Raw genomic sequence first — 16,030 nt, 5'->3', positions numbered from 1 at the left:
ATGAGCAAGCTAACTGCCGCAGCACAGATAACTAGGCTGAGCAAACAATTTATTACGACACCACAAATCGAGAATACTTTATCTCGGGTGGATGAAGTCATTTATGACACCAAGTATTCGGGAAAAGCTAAAGGCCTCCTCATTTGCGGACCTAGTGGGGCCGGAAAGAGTACGATGATAAAAAAACTAATTTCGGACAGGCGACAGTTAGCGGTCGACGGCCATAAATTCACGACTATTTATATGGAGCTACCCTCAAAGCCTACGCTTAAATCGATGGGAGAAACATTTCTGGAAGGGTTGGGAGACGCCTTTGCAAAAACGCGAAGCCACTCAGCAGAATTCAAACTGCTCCGAATCATTGGACTGCTTAAGGACCTTGGGACTGAGTTGGTTATTTTCGATGAAGTACAGCACATTGTCGATCGCCTGCGCAATACAAATGAAGCCAGTAATTGGATTAAACACCTGATGAACAATACTGGCGTAGCTGTGGTACTGATCGGCATGCGCAGTACTCAAGAAATCCTTAATAACGATCAACAACTGAGACGACGATTCTCCGCAACAATTGACTTTGACCGCTTCAAAATCTCAAAGAAATCCTCAACTGATTTCCTCACGTTACTAAAAACACTTGAGGGTGTTCTCGGTGTTCAATCGATCAGTTTGACGACCAGTGAAATGATTCAACGCTTCTACTATGCATCATACGGATTGATTGACTACCTGGTAAAGATCATTGATCGAGCAGTGCACATTTCCATCAAAAACAATCTTGAAGGGATCACGCTCGAAGTTTTTTCACAAGCGTTTAAAGATGAGGTCTGGAGCAATGTAAGCGACGATCGCAACCCCTTCAGCCCCCTATTCAATTTCCGTGCCCTCATCGAACACAACGAGCCATTCAATGGTGTCGACAATAACCAACAATAAAAGGACATTTATCATGCCATATACAAATACTGTACTCCATGATCAGCAAGCCTTAGCATTGCGGGAGGAAGAAGAAGCTCGGCAGTTGGCTGCGCAATACAGAATGCAGGCTGCCTACGAAAAGCACACAACCCCTACTATCAATTTGCTCATAAAAACATTATTGCTTCCGTGGGAGAGCCTATAAAGCCTGCTATTTCGTGCGGCAGCTATGAATCATCTCACGGGTATTTCCACACTGAAACGCTCTTTAATGCTACCGGAGAATGGATTGATGTCGATCAAACGGCATTTGCAGCTAAGCATTGCGATCGGCCAAGACCTAAATGCTCTGTCACCTGCGGTCCCTACGCTGACAAGCAGGTCAACGGTCAAACTTTACGGGCATACCCTACCGAGCAAACACCTCGCGCTAACGACCTGTAGGGTGTGCCTCGATTGCCTTAATGAATTCTCTTACGGAAAGGCCTACTGGATGCTGGCCCCTTTTTCCGCCTGTGAAAGCCATAAGTGCTTGCTCATAGACAGTTGCCCTACCTGTGACGCCCCTTTAACCGGGGGACGGCCCAACTATAACTGCTGCCCATGCGGTGCTGATCTATCAAAGTTGGGTTCAACTCCCTGTTCTGAAGCTCTGTACGAAATGAGCAGGATACTCGTCCATAAATTTACCGGGCAAAACACCCCTCTGAGCAGCGTTTGTTACTCAGACGAATTTCTGTCACTGGAATTACTGGATATGCTAGAGCTCCTTACGTTTTTGGGCGCCCTCACAAACGATCCCGGCACCACGTTCCTCAGCTTGAGCCGTAGGGTCGTCAATCTGAAGCACACCAAACGATCCTACATAAAATCAACCAACGCACTGCTTAACTGGCCTGTCGGGTTTCATAAATTACTAGCTTCTTCGCGTAGCTTTCGATCCTACGGTGAGACTCCTGCTAACGTTTACAACAGCATTTCTCATGTAACAGGCATCATCCCTGCCAACGCACAACCAAAATGGTGTCGACTTGTGCTATCGGGTATCGAAAGCTTTCTGAAAAACCGTGATGCCTGGAGCATCTCCTCCAATTAGGAGAGATTAAGATGCTTGCCTTACCAGTACATCCACTGATCATTCCCGGCGAGAGTTTAGCGAATTTTCTCAGCCGGCTAGCCAGTGCAAACTATCTGAGAATTTCAGACATCCTCACCTATCTTGAGGAGCTTCACACAGCCCAGCTATGCCCCTTCTCAGAGCCCCCCTATCCACCAACGTGGGTATACGCCTATGAAAGCTTGATCTCCAGAACCACAAATAAAACGTGGTCGTGTAACGCTCCAAAAATCTGTATTCGATGCCTAGCCGAAAAAAAACATTGCATGGAGAGCTGGGACCTAACCCTAAACACTGTATGTCCCTGGCACAAAACACTACTACAAAATAGATGTCCCCAATGTGGCGTACATTTTTGCCTCAATATGCTAGACCGCAAGAGCTGCACATACTGCAAAACCTCTTTTGCACAATTTGCCATGCCGTCCTTGGAGGCATCCGACGAAGCGGTATGGTTGTGCCAGGAGTTTAGAGAGCGGCTGATCGGCAACTGCCCTGAACGGCTTCGGCCCCACGGGCAGTTGGATGCCTTACAGCTTCATTGCTTAGCCAGCTGCTTGGGAGAATTAGGGTGCAACTCAAAAGCCGTCTCTACCAAAAAACGCAACAATCTGCATCAGATAGAAAACCTGTACCCCATAACCTCCATGGGTGGTCGGCTGCTGCTTGATTGGCCTACGTCCTTCCATACAGCACTTAAAGAGCTGTATGCACGCATCGCTACCGCCAACAGAAATTCGGCGGCCCGTTTTGCGGATCGCTTGAGATTGAATATCTATGAAAGATTGAAAGGTTCGTCCTTCGACTTTGTCCGAGCTGAGCTAGAAAGGCATTCACATCAACCATGCTCATTGGGCGTTGTGCTTACCTTTGGTACGCCAGCTCTGATAGAGCCAAGGCAAGTGATGCCGGTAAAAAACATATCCAAGATCACAGACATCGACGTCCGATTGTTAAGACGTTTGGTCGACGGCGGCAAGCTCTCCGGATATAGGGGACCGTCGAAATATGGTAACCAGACAATCGTTGCCGACGTGGATCAAGCCAAGAATCTGTCTGCTACCTTGCCCTCTGTCCTGAACGTCACTCAGGCTGCCAGTAGACTCAATTTGCCCGTCAGTACCGTAAAGACTCTGGTCAAACATGAATTCTTCATTTGTGTAGGTGGTAAGCCCGGCACTGGCCAATCCTGGTGGATCGATGTGAGCTCTTTCGACACATCCTCCATCCGACTAAAGCCTCAGAAATTCAAAGCAGGCGCTCAATCCATACGGGAAATGCTTCATCATCCCTGCATGACGGAAGACGGCGTCGTTAGTTTTTTTCAGACAATCCAGGAAGGTGTTGTTCCCGTAGTAATCCGGGATCGGTCCTTCACCTGCTGCCTCGGCGATTGGAGAATCCCAAAAAACGAAGCTACGTCATGGATGAGCGCACACATGATGCAAATGGCACAAGTCAGATTACTGAGCGTACGCCAAGCAGCCAAATATCTAGACGTCACCGAGGAAGTTGCTTACGACCTCGTTCGGCACGACCTGCTAAAGTCGACGATTGAAACAAAGAGCGGTGCCACATATCGCAGAGTCACTTTGAGTTCAATCGAGGACTTCAAAAGGTCCTACATCACTGGGGCAGAACTCGCTTACGCTCTCGCCATACCTTCAAACCAGGTGCTTGCTCGTATGCTGAACCTCAAGATTTCTCCGATTGCAGGCCCTTCTCCTGGACTGCTGAGATGTCGACGATATTTTTGGTCGCGACTATCGTGCTTGTATGCGGTAAGGCCAGGCTCCTAGCTCTCATCAAGTGGCTTTAGCGGCAGCGGCATCCGAACTCACTCCTCAACACCGTTGAAATGTCGGCACTACGTATGGCAGAAGGCTGCGTGCTCAGAAACCAACGAACGTAGCCCATAGAGCGGCTCTCACCGGAAGAGCCGCGTTCCTCAGGGTTGCCCGGGAGTAGGCTCGGTATCTCAAGGAACGAGACTTTCAGCGATTACACAAAGCAGACCGACTAATGGCGTCCGTTATTTGGTGTGGTTTGGGGATGTGTGAAAAAGCGCCGTTCGTGCGGCGACAGACCGCGACGTTCTTTTGTGGATCGACACTTCAGGAATAATTCCCATGATGGCGCTGTGTACCGGTGCATGCGTCGTACACATCAATAATCATCGGCCTAGGATGTTGGAAGCCTGTTGCCTAGACAAAACTCGAACTAATCGGATTTTTTTGCCTACAGCAATCAAACTTTTAGCCGAAAACATATAAATAGAGCTCAGTGACCTGGCTTTGTATACCCGAAGATCATTTATCAATGTTAAGAAGGACTTTTCCATGCTCGTTGCTCGTTTCAAAAGCCTTTCCCCAGCCATGAAAGTCGTGGCCTCTACCATCTCTTTCTTCGGCAGCCTAGCAGGTATCGTTGCCGTCTACTTCATCTTCAACCCCATCAGCAATTTCAATCCGCATATCGTCGGGCGCTGGGACAGCGATTACTCCTACCCAATAACGAATGGAAACCTTATCTTTAAAGGCCGCACGCTCCTATTTCATGAAGGCAAGTACAATGTTTCCGGTGTTATTTCACTAGAGGGCAAGCTCAAGGAGCAAAGCTATAAGTTCAGCTACAACATAGTAGGTGCCGGCAACTGGACCGCCGACAGCAAACGGATGTCTATCACGATGCAAAATATGCACTCGACGACGAAGTCTATTGAGGTCGCAGGGATAGACTTTAAGCCAGAGTTGATAGAAAAACTTTCGGGCAAGCCATCTCCAGGACTGAGTGACGCTTTTCCTAGTGGCATGTCCGACGAGTACACCCTTGAATCCGTCTCACCTACGATCATCGTTCTTCAAGCAATAGACCCTTTCGGCAAACCCTTTCAGATCTTGATGCACCGGCAGTCGTAACCGCCGGCACCTCTGCGCTCGCTGGAGTTGTGCCTCCCGCATCAGTGGAGGCTGAATTGCCTTTTTGATACAGGACGAGGAACAGAACCTGTGACACTAATCGAAGCCGCTATTGTTTGCTCATATAGTATCTTCCCCCCACCCAATATCGGGGATGGGCAGACTGTGCGCGGCTTATGGACCCTTGGCAGTTTTAGCCAACTTCTGGGCAGGTACTTTCTGCGCTTTGGCCACCTTGGCAGGTTTTTCCTTTGCCGGCGCGAGGGGCACCGCCATCTCGTAGTGCTCAAGCCGAACGGAGCTAGCCTGCGCAAAATCCGGCAGATCTGGCATAGCAAGTTTATTGCGTCTAGCATCGTATAAACATGCGAAAGCCGCGTCGGTCTTCGCATTTGCATATCCCTTGGCCTGAGTAACCCCATCCTTTGCCCATTGTAGATTGCTTTCAAACGACTTCTTAGGTGATAGCACCTTCAACTCTATGACTGTATTGACTTGCTTGTTTGAACCTGGGCTGGTCTCTCGCTGCACATACAAATCCGTCCTCCCTCCCTGATTATTAATTTCCTCATTAATAAACACTCCTGATTTTCGGTAGGAGGCTCTCAAGTAAGTCAATAAGTACGACTGAACATTACGTTCTGGCCAACTGCGCAGTTCGTATTGGGTTTTTGTCGCATTCAGCTCCCACATGTTTCGCGCACCAATAGCAAGCGGAGTGCTGAGCCATTCATGGTGAAAGAGGCGTAGATCCTCCGCCAAGCTGTCCGGCGTAATTTGCTCATCCGTGTTCTTGATCACAATTTCATCCGGGGTGTGAATCCAGTCGTCCAGCGGCTGGCCTGCACGATGGACCTGCATGGTTTGCTGGCCGAATTTGGCAATTACGAACGTGTGCTGGTCAGCAAGGTGGCGCTCAACGAAGTCATACGCCTCATCAACGGTTAATGCGTCGTGCAGTTTTACCATCAGCCGGAAGTTTTGATTGCAAATGGCTATGCCTTGGCTCACCGTACCCGAGCGCCTTCTTATCACTGAGGTTTTTGTCGGGACATAATCATTTAGCCCCCAGTCGACGTCTGGAGCCTCCGAAAAAATCATCAAAAGCGCCTGCTGCGTGTATCCGTAATCACCAAGAGAACGCTTGCTCTGCCAATAGCGATAGAAATCGATAACTTCTTGGATAAATTGATCTTCCGGACTGCCAGAATTGCCAGGGCGAAGCCTCTCAAGATGGCCTTGCTCAGAGGAAGTGAACGTCGGTTCAATGGTCATTCATGCCACCTCTGCTCGAACTTGCAAGATCGACTGATAGGCACTCAGCACGTCCTTTCTGTTGATAAGAAGTTTCTGGCTAAGCATGGATTGAATTTTCTTGAGCCCTTCTACGGTCGGCGTGCTTTCGCTGCCGTCTTCTTCGATCAGAAGCATCTCACCCGGCCGATTTAAGGCAGATACATACGTTAGATCCTGAACCAGCATCCGCTCGAGCGATTGGTCTTCCTTTTCCTCCGGAATACCTTCCGCCTCTAGTGATTGCACCGCGCCAAGACAGATATCAAGCAGGAAACTATAAATTCTCCGACCCATGTCGGTTTGTCGAAGCGCCCTGCAGACCTGCAAGCCGTTTTTTGTAAGCTTGAATACCCCGTCAAATTGCAGATCCTTAGGCGACGGATGCGCCTTAAAGTCTGATACGAAGACAAGATCGGCAAATACAAGATGCCCCAAGGCCAAATGGGCTGCCCGATAGTAAGGCCCATGAGGAGTTCGTTGCGCACGCTGACGCAACGGCTGTAATCCATAAAACCGCGCGGAGGCAAAAGACATGAACAACAGCGCATGCAATCTAGCTCGGCTTAATGAGTTCAATCCTGCAGATTCTGCTGCTGTGATCAGGAAAAGTACCCACCTCACAAACTGTAGCTTTTCATAATCACGCTTAAGAAGCGCCTTATCACTTAGCATCCAAGAATCTCCCAAGCTCTTCTTGCAGCAGCTGCGCCGCTCGACTTTCGGCGAGCGCCGCAGGCGAAGGGGTCAGCTCAAGCAGATTTATAAAATGGTTGGATCGATGACTCGGTAGCTTCGAAATCTTGCCCTTTGCGTCGACCAGGCCTAACAGAGCAGGAATCATCTCCGTGCCATTAAGGTTTGAGGTCGCAATTACCTTTCTCGGTGCCGTAGAGTCCTCAGGCGCAAAGCTGCGCATCAGATCCGCCGCTCGACGCATGAACCAACTGTCTAAGCTCGCTTCGGGGGTCTCAATCACCAGCATTTTCTGGCCTTGATTATTGATCATGTCGAGCAAAGTCATGCGAAATGCCAGATCAAGAAATTCTTTTTGGGATTCGGAAACACTGCTACTGTTTGATCGCTCACTAGGGAGTTTATGGGTGCCGGAAGTCATCTTGACGGTGAAGGCAGGAATGTTGACACGATCTGCGCCAGTGGCGATCTTGAACGGCGTCTGGCGATTGAACGCAACACTGACACGCTCCTGCAAAAACTCCATGGCGTAATTCGTCAGGCGTGTTTCGAGGTCAGCCTTAAGTGCGGACATCTCTTCTTGCGCATTGTCGACGGCTGCTCGGTATTCCGATGTATAACGCTTGCGGTTGTCAGCCAGTACATCCAATTCTGCTTGCTCTCGGTCAATCTCCGAATAAACGTCATAGGCCTGCTGCCCATCATCTGTGGGCCGCAACATATCCAAGGCTTCGACGGCTTGTAGAGTAAGCGCACGCTTGGTCGCGGCAGATCTTAATAGCGGTGCGAGTCTGGCAGTACGCTCATCTATATCATTTAGCTTGACGTCGCTTGCAACCAAATGAGTTCGAATAGCATCCAGTTCCGCCTCGATTTTATGAATCTCGTTTGCGCTTATGGGAATGACGTCTGCTGGGGTCGAGGCCGGGGTTTGAGAATCGCAGACGAAGCAATGTCCTTTGCGGATTTTCTTGCTGATACCCGACAGCAGTTTTTTTGACTTTGCACCGCAGATGAAACAGCCGCATCCAGTGGCATAGCCCTGCATCAAAAAACGCTCCTTGTCCCCAAGCGTAGGCAAAGCTTGAAGAATAAATTTCGCGTCGGCCTGCGAGAATTGGGCCTCAAGTTCGGCGAGCTTGATTTGGCCATCATCGGCTTGAAGCAGCAGCTGATTTTCCTCGCGCTGCAACATGTCGAACTCTAGCTTTAAACTCACGTACTCAGCTTCGGCCTCAGCGGCTGACACCTTGGCTTCTTTGAGTTGACCTTGCGTTGTCTGAACCTCGATCGCCACCGTTGGGCGCTCGGGTGAAGGCAGCGAACTTCTTCTGCGATTTAAAATATTGGTTCTATTGCGGTATTCAGAGTCGATTTTTTGAATCATTGCGAACAGTTTGTTCAATGTATCGGCGACTGACTCGTCAAAAAAAAGCACCTTGAAGAATTCGAACTGAGCCGCCGGCTCCCAAAGCAACGGTAAACGATCCTCCCCAAAAAATTGTAGGTATCTGACGACCAGGTGAAAGTCGTAAGCCGACAACACACCACTCATAGCGGCTAGCTCTTCAATAAACTCTGTCTCACTTGCCGGCGTATGTTTGCGCCCGGAAACCTTTACGCCTTTTAGGCGCATATCTCGCATGTATCGCGAAACTTCAACTTTCCGTTGCCCAACGCTGAAGTGCAGCGTGGCATAGGCGTCATCGTCCAATTTTTCAGGAACCCGACTCGCGAAGAAATCAAATTTCTTCGGTTCCACAAGACGTCGCTGGCTTACGCGCCCGACATTCTTGGTCGCCTTTTCCGGATTGCTCGGCCCGAGCAGCAACCTTAGCAATAAGGTCAGCAAAGTCGTTTTGCCAATACCATTGATGCCTGCAATGACACTGATGCCATTGTCGAAAGCGACATCCAGTCCGTTGCCGTGCTCGCCCGGGTAGAGCGAAAAGTTTCGGATTACCAACCGCTCAATAACTGGAAGGCTGATGCTGGAACGCACATTTATCTCCCTATATACATGCTGTTCAAGCGAAGCCTGAACCGTCAGCTGCGACGTAACGTCTTGATTGCCAGCAGCGCTTGTGTGAGGACCTTCGCATCCTCTTCTGTTCCCTCCCATACACTGTCTAGGAGGCGAGCAAGACGAAGCCTGATTGATGTATTGACTTGGTCATGTTCTGGAAACTCTGTCAGGAATGAAACATTGGCGTCGTTGCACATTTTCTGGACGGATTCAGCACGTACTCCGAACTCTCCCTTGTACACCCGCCCAACCCAACTTTGCGAGACACCATAGCACTCTGCCACCTGTGCCTGTGTCAAGCCTTTGCATTTGAAAAATTTGGCGAGCGAGCGCCCGACGTCTTGCGAAGCGTCTTTGCGGATCATATAAATATACGCATATTTATGTTAAAATATGCGTATATTTAGCATCAGAATTTCGACCGTGGCAATTCGTTTGAGATGAGAGAGGACAGCGAATGCAGATCGCATTTGACCAATGGACTAAAGGTCGCAAAATCAACACACTTGGCACGAATGCGGGTGCAGAAAAACTGCCCTTTCAGACCTGGCGGCATTTCAAGGAAGCATTCGCGCCAGAACTCGTCGCCCGGGCGGTCAGGGAGAGTCACCTTCCTGTTCGCACCTGTATCGATCCTTTTGGAGGCTCAGGAACAACGGCCTTGGCCTGCCAGTTTTTAGGCGTTGACCCCATTACCATGGAGGTCAATCCCTATCTGGCTGACCTCATCGAAGCGAAACTTACCGCCTATGACAGCACATCCCTAACTCACGACTTGGGTCTGATCATTCGTACGGTTCGAAGCACGCGAGGCGACCACGACTTGAGCTGGCTACCAGCCACGTTTGTAGCCCCAGGCGTCAATAATCGTTGGCTGTTCGAATACGACGTCGCGCAGAGAATCGAGTCCTACCGTACAGCAATTGCCAGCCTAGCCAATCCAACCCATCAGATGTTCTTCAGGGCGATCCTTGGGGGCTTTCTGATTGAAGTAAGCAACGTGCTCATCAGCGGCAAAGGACGTCGGTACAGACAAAATTGGCAGTTACGAAAGCACAGCCCGGAGACGGTGGATCAGCAGTTTCTGAACCGGGTGCAAAAAGCGCTTTACGAAATTGCCCGTTATGCATCTCGCCCCGTGTCGAAGTACACCCTCATCCGTGGTGATTGCCGCGAAACGATTACGGATGCGCCTATGGCAGATCTCGCAGTATTTTCGCCGCCCTATCCCAATTCGTTCGATTACACCGATGTATACAACGTTGAACTGTGGGCGCTGGGCTACCTGAACGACTCCGCTGATAACCGCTCATTGCGCCAGTCGACATTGGCCTCCCACGTTCAGATTCAACGCAACTACGCACCGCGCCCACTTGAATCGGCAACGTTGAATGACGTATCGCAGAAGCTGCATGCTAGTCGTGAGTTGCTTTGGAGTCGATGGATTCCCAACATGGTCGATGGCTATTTTGCGGACATGGCCGGCGTGATGAAGTCTTTGGCCAGTCGCTTGAACCCTCAGGGTGAAGCATGGGCGGTTGTGGGGGACAGTCTTTATGCCAACATTCACATTCCCGTAGCCACGATCCTGGCCGAGCTCGCACCCGTCTGTGGATTTGAAGCGGTACACGTTGAGGCGTTTCGCTCGATGCGAGCCTCCCCACAGCAAGGCGGAAAGCAAGAATTAGCAGAAAGCTTGGTCGTATTTCGAAAAATGTAAATCGTAGGTCAAGTCTTTCGTAGCAGAGATCGGGCAAACCGGCTCAGCGTTCTTCTACGCAAAAATCATTACCCGATCCATTGGGTCAAGTGATCTGAGTACGCTCCGCATGCGAGAGGTTTACGCTGAGCTCGGCAAAAATTCATTCGCCAGACTGACTCCCAACGCCACCATTTTGCGGCTATTGTTGAGGCTACTCACGGAAGACAAAAAAGTATGCCGACGCGCGATGTATCGTTAACCCTCATGGAACATGGTCTTCAAGAGCCCGACCTGGAAATGTTGCGGCCGACGGAGGTCAGCTACACGTGCTTACTGCTGCAACCCTGTGGGCCGATTTTTGCCTCAGAGCAGCGCATTGGTAACTACGATGTGCCCCTCGCCAGGGCCAAGGGCTTGTCGATGCTAAGGATGGCGCGTGAAAGAGGCGCGCACCTTGCCGTCACGCCTGAGTACTTCATGCCGTGGGCAACGCTGGAAGAGGCTATAACAACCGGCATCACGCCAGCTGAAGGGGTCCTCTGGGTTTTGGGCTGCGAAAGCATCACCCAAGAGGCGCTGGTGCAATTCCAACGGAACGTTGCAGACCACTGCTTAGTTATTCATGAGCCATGGCAAGGCTTGGAAATCGATCGAAATCTCTTCGATCCTGTAGTTTTGATGTTTCAGGCCACACGACCAGATGGGTCTTCTAGACTGGTCGCGCTTGTTCAATTCAAAACATTCCCTTCTAGAGACGCCCTATTTCTGGAAGAACGATGGTTACGTCGAGGAACTCAGATCTATAGGTTTCGCGGTCGTAGTGGTCGTCTTTCCGCCGCTGTGATCATCTGCTCTGATGCCTTTGCGTTAAGGGATGAGTGGCTGGCTGACTTCAATGATCGCTCTACGCTGATTCATATTCAGCTCAATCCGAGTCCGCGTAACGCAGCATACCGAAACTATCGCACCACAACATTCAACACAGACCCGCGCTCGAGTAATTGCCACATCGTCTGCCTAAATTGGGCGCAGTCCATCGTCCAATACGGCCCCCCGGGAACCGCTCCCGAAGCTTGGCGGAACGCCGCTGCATCGACGTGGTACTGCTCCGCGGAGGATTGCTCATCCAATGATGAGGTTGTCATACCGAATCACAATATGGGCCTCTACTACGCCTACATGACCGAGCGGCGCCACGCTCTTGTTTTCCACTATGACGAAGCGGTGTTCGAGCTACGAGTACCGAAAGTGTTAACCATTGGCCAGGCAATCATGGCCAATCGAAACGGCCCAACTGCATTGCAGCGATACGTATGGGCAACTGCAAATCAAGAGTGGGTAGCAGGTGAGACACCTGATGCGGGGTTCGCCGCGCTTGCTGCTGGTAACCCGCTGGCACGATCAGCGCTGCAGCATGTAATTGCCACCCAAAACCCCTTGTCCATTGAGCGTGCATTGGCGTTAAGCGCCGGACAAATCACTGGTCGCCCAAATTGGTGCGCACTGAAGGATATCGACTCTTGCAAAATCGGCCCTGACGAAGTCGTGCGCAGATTGACCGTCGCTCAGGACCGTGAAAACCGAGATTTTCGTCATCAACGACTTAGTACAGCAGCTCAAATTCACCATGAAATAATGAACCGCGTTGAATGGCCTCCGCAGGTGGACGGAGTCGATGCAACGTCTATTTTGCGATGGGACGCGGCAGATCCTAATTTCAATGTGATGACATCAGATAACAAACCCACGCTCATCGCTTACCTAGGTGACTTGCCCCCACCTCACGAATTAGAAACGATCGCAGACAAACTTTATGAGCTGCTACGCCAGGCGGGTGGTCCCCACCAAAAGCGGTTGTGCATTGCATACCGGGAGTTTGGTGAACTCAAGTTTGCGGGAATTGATGCTCTAACCCGCTTCGATGACCCAGCAGACGACAAGACCGAATTTCTCGCTGTTACTCCGCTCGATCACACGGAACCCTCATATGGTTGATTCAGCCTCGTTACGTCACACGATCACGGAAAAACTCTCCCGGGTTCAAGACTTGGGCGACGGCATTTTTCGTGGGGAACGTATCTACCAAGGAAAAACCTTCGCAACGGCTTACATCGACCTATCAGACAGTGTCATCCAGCGGGCAGCAAATCTTGCGAAATTTCAAGAAGGCTTGCTTGGGAGTGAATTCTTCACGGCTGATGGCGACCAGCGCTGGAACAGCTATCTGTACTTTTGGGCAGGCCCTCAGTCGCAGATCAACGATCGCTTTTTGGAAGCAAAAGCACGCATCGAGGGGGATCGACATTTTGCGAGAAAATTTGTGCTTACTGAGGAGGATCTCCTCGGCCGTTTTGATACTCTCTCGACTCAAGAACACAGCGCATTAGTTTCCACAGATGCTAGCGCTCAATGGGAAGAAATTTTAAGGGCGGCAGCTCTCAGCAGCTTGTTGGAGAAACGCGCGCGAACCCAACAAATTGAACTGATCGGTTCAGGGGAAGCCTTTAGTGCCGATGCAATTCCGGTAACGCGGCCGCTTCCTCAGCCACTCTCCGATCCTCTGAGCGCTGGGTTGATTCGTCGGTTTCAGGTAGGCGAATTTAGATCGGCCATCAGCGGAAAACAGTTTCAGTTTGGCGATGTGAATTTGATATTCGGACAGAACGGTGCGGGCAAAACATCGTTGCTTGAGTCCATCGAAGCCTTGTATTGCGGGCGTATCCGTCGCGATCCTGAAGCCACATTCAAAAATATCGAAGCGGATGTCGTCACTGCATCCGGTGAATTACTCACTGTTAAGAGCACCACATTGCCTGCCACCCTTAAGGCACGCAATCTCGCCTGGTATGGACGCTCAAATCCAAATACTGGCGCACTCGCCCAGTCATTCACTCGATTCAATTTTTTGGACACCGATGCTGCATTCCGCCTCTCCGGTGAATCGACCCCAGATAAATTAAAACAAGACCTGAGTTTGTTGCTGGTAGGTGGAGAAACATCGGCACTTTGGACAGATCTCTACAAGCTGCATGATGACGCCGTGGCGAAGCGCACGAGTTTCAGCGAACGCATTCCTTCCCTGCTTAAGCAGACCGAACTGCTAGGTAACGAGGTCAATCGATTACAGGACTCCCCTACTGAATCCTCAACCTTTGCAAAATCATTTCGTGCGAGTTTGCGTGAGCTCGGGGCTATCTGGATTCAAGAAGGTGACAATGAGCCTTTGTCTCCCTCGGATCGAACTCGCCTTGAATCGCTTTCGCGAGGGCTAAACCAAGCTATTAATCTGGCACAAACCTCGCCTGCCACAATTACTCAACTACGGCAGAGCGCGCAGGCTTTGCTCACCGCGCTCGAAAAAATTCGGGAAATGGAAGAGTCGGACCTACACAAGCGTCAGGAGCTTCGCGAGTATGAAGCTCTGATTGAGAGCTACAAGGAAGAACTCGGTGATCTAGAAATATGGTCGATCTACTGCGAGGCCGGTGCACCAGCGCTTGCCAGATCAATTGAGCAAACCAAGCGTATGGTTTCTGATGCAAGAATTGCCCTCGCGGGAACGTCCTTGTACGACGTCCATGAGCTACCTGTTGAATATGCCGTTCGTGGGCTCTCCGAAGCACTTCAGGTCGCCACGGACAGCCTCGCTCTCGCTGAGCAGCAGGAGAAATCAGCCTCCGAAAGCCTGTTGCAGCAGGAGCGTCTTGGTCAGTCGTTAATTTCCCTTCGTGCTGATCTACGCGGACTTGTCCAATCCATCATTGATCACACAGGCGATGCACTGCATTGCCCTGTCTGCTCTACCCCCCATTTAGATGGGGAGCTGCTTCATAAAATCGAATTGCTAACCTCTTCTGACAATTCAAGCTTCACCAATAGTCTTCATCAGGCAGCACAGGTTGCTAGAGATCGTGTCCAACGAGAGCGTGAAGTGATAGCTGCGCTCCAGGTATTGCAGCGCTTTCACGATGTAAATGGCGCACAGGACTCGACTACCGTACGCGATTTACATCAAAGCCTGCTTGTGAAACATCATGAGTTCATCGAAGCGAGTATCGAGCTGGAAAGCCTGGAATCAGCCATGCGTTCGCTCGACCAGTATGGGGCCGATCAAGCAGGTTTCTCTGGCGCAGAGGCAGCCGCAATCCAATGGTTGGGGACTAAACAGGATTATTCGAGTCTGGCAGTCATAAATACACGCATCTCAGAGATTCAGGCGAGCACAGAGGAAACGAATGAATCTGCCGTTGATGTGCGCGAAGCTTTGAAGCTTACGAATGCACAGGTGAGCGCAATTGCAGTATCAACAGGACTTTCAGCGGAAAACGCCAAGGAGCTGATTCTTTTGGTCCAACGGCAGTTGGAAAGACACCACGCTTCAACGCTTTTCTTCGAGGATGTCGCCCAATTAATTACTATTGCGGAAGATCAACCACTAGAACCGATTTTGCAGGCTGTCGAGGATGCAATTAATGCATTCGACCGTGCCCTGCATGCGGAAAATATGGAAACAGAAGCGCGCACCGAGCTAAGCGCAAAAACCTTGGAGCTTCAACAGAGCTCTGACCTTCTCAAGGCTGCAACGACCCGGAGGGACAATCTCACAATAGCCATTAACGCTCTGGCGGACATCGTTGAAAACCATTCCCTTGAGAAAGCAACGCAGGAAGCTCTTGAGTCGATACGTGGAAATGTCAGCGAGATATTCGCCAGGATTCATTCTCCAGCAGAGTACACGCTGGGAGACTTCAATGGAGAGCATCTCCTCATCACACGAGATGGGCATCGTACGCATTCAGCTACGCAGGTTAGTACAGGCCAGCGTGCCGCTTTAGCGCTTTCGATATTTCTAGCGTTGAACCGCAGCGCAGAAACTGCCCCTCCGGTGCTGTTGATCGATGACCCTATTGCGCACATTGATGATTTGAACGCACTGTCATTCCTGGACTATCTGCGTGATCTTGCCGTTAGTATGCGCAAGCAGGTTTTCTTCGCGACAGCAGATGCTCGGTTGGCCGCCTTGTTTCAGCGAAAATTCGAGTTTCTGGGCAACGAGAGATTCAAAAAAATTGTTCTATCTCGATCATAGAACCTACTTGCGGAATATAATCAGATTGAAAATCGCTCGTTAGCCGTGATAGGCATAAGCCACGATACAAAATTCGCAAATTATGCTGATTAGACCAAGAGGACATTCGCCGTGCGAGGAAAACTATTGAATCGCCCCGGATTCTCTAGACACCTTGCAAGCTCATTGCACCAATAAGCGCGCATTTCTCTCCCATCACAGTTGAGCGCGAGAGGCTGAATGATTATCTCGATCAGATCGCCATCCTGAACACCCGAAGGATCACCTTGAC

Annotated in this window: 11 protein-coding genes; 7 read left to right on the top strand and 4 right to left on the bottom strand. The window is 50.4% G+C overall.

Features of this window, described 5'->3' with window-relative positions; translation table 11 throughout:
- The 4 genes from ACUN0G_RS24625 (at window position 1) to ACUN0G_RS24610 (ending at window position 4,953) form a co-directional block, all read left to right on the top strand.
- Window positions 1-936, top strand: coding sequence for a TniB family NTP-binding protein (locus tag ACUN0G_RS24625; protein ID WP_445574525.1), 936 nt, complete (start codon window positions 1-3; stop codon window positions 934-936).
- A gap of 190 nt (window positions 937-1,126) precedes the next feature.
- Complete coding sequence (locus ACUN0G_RS24620; protein WP_445575591.1) at window positions 1,127-2,014, top strand: TniQ family protein; 888 nt, start codon at window positions 1,127-1,129, stop codon at window positions 2,012-2,014.
- A 440-nt stretch (window positions 2,015-2,454) separates the two neighbouring features.
- Window positions 2,455-3,834, top strand: a complete 1,380-nt coding sequence (locus ACUN0G_RS24615) for a helix-turn-helix domain-containing protein (RefSeq protein ID WP_445574524.1) — start codon at window positions 2,455-2,457, stop codon at window positions 3,832-3,834.
- 540 nt (window positions 3,835-4,374) lie between these two features.
- Complete coding sequence (locus ACUN0G_RS24610) at window positions 4,375-4,953, top strand: hypothetical protein (RefSeq protein ID WP_445574523.1); 579 nt, start codon at window positions 4,375-4,377, stop codon at window positions 4,951-4,953.
- Window positions 4,954-5,127: 174 nt separating this feature from the next.
- Here the strand turns inward: ACUN0G_RS24610 and ACUN0G_RS24605 are convergent, their stop codons facing one another.
- Genes ACUN0G_RS24605 through ACUN0G_RS24590 form a run of 4 tightly spaced genes read right to left on the bottom strand, consistent with a single transcriptional unit; the run spans window position 5,128 to window position 9,333 of the window.
- Window positions 5,128-6,228, bottom strand: a complete 1,101-nt coding sequence (locus ACUN0G_RS24605) for a PD-(D/E)XK nuclease domain-containing protein (protein WP_445574522.1) — start codon at window positions 6,226-6,228, stop codon at window positions 5,128-5,130.
- Window positions 6,229-6,921, bottom strand: coding sequence for a hypothetical protein (locus tag ACUN0G_RS24600; protein ID WP_445574521.1), 693 nt, complete (start codon window positions 6,919-6,921; stop codon window positions 6,229-6,231).
- Window positions 6,911-8,944: an AAA family ATPase gene (locus tag ACUN0G_RS24595; protein ID WP_445574520.1), complete on the bottom strand. Its 2,034-nt coding sequence runs from the start codon at window positions 8,942-8,944 to the stop codon at window positions 6,911-6,913. The genes ACUN0G_RS24600 and ACUN0G_RS24595 overlap by 11 nt, the downstream gene beginning before the upstream one ends.
- A gap of 44 nt (window positions 8,945-8,988) precedes the next feature.
- Window positions 8,989-9,333: a helix-turn-helix domain-containing protein gene (locus tag ACUN0G_RS24590; RefSeq protein WP_445574519.1), complete on the bottom strand. Its 345-nt coding sequence runs from the start codon at window positions 9,331-9,333 to the stop codon at window positions 8,989-8,991.
- A 92-nt stretch (window positions 9,334-9,425) separates the two neighbouring features.
- On the opposite strand from ACUN0G_RS24590, the gene ACUN0G_RS24585 reads away from it, so the two are divergent.
- The 3 genes from ACUN0G_RS24585 to ACUN0G_RS24575 all read left to right on the top strand — a co-directional run bounded on the left by ACUN0G_RS24585 (window position 9,426) and on the right by ACUN0G_RS24575 (window position 15,759).
- Complete coding sequence (locus ACUN0G_RS24585) at window positions 9,426-10,688, top strand: DNA methyltransferase (protein ID WP_445574518.1); 1,263 nt, start codon at window positions 9,426-9,428, stop codon at window positions 10,686-10,688.
- A gap of 216 nt (window positions 10,689-10,904) precedes the next feature.
- Window positions 10,905-12,665, top strand: a complete 1,761-nt coding sequence (locus ACUN0G_RS24580) for a hypothetical protein (RefSeq protein WP_445574517.1) — start codon at window positions 10,905-10,907, stop codon at window positions 12,663-12,665.
- The gene (locus ACUN0G_RS24575) at window positions 12,658-15,759 is read left to right on the top strand and encodes an AAA family ATPase (RefSeq protein WP_445574516.1); all 3,102 of its coding nucleotides are present in this window, start codon (window positions 12,658-12,660) and stop codon (window positions 15,757-15,759) included. The genes ACUN0G_RS24580 and ACUN0G_RS24575 overlap by 8 nt, the downstream gene beginning before the upstream one ends.
- The last annotated feature ends 271 nt before the right edge of the window (window positions 15,760-16,030 follow it).

The sequence above is a fragment of the Pseudomonas sp. 32A genome, from assembly GCF_052682255.1.
This window is presented reverse-complemented; position numbering and strand designations above follow the sequence as displayed.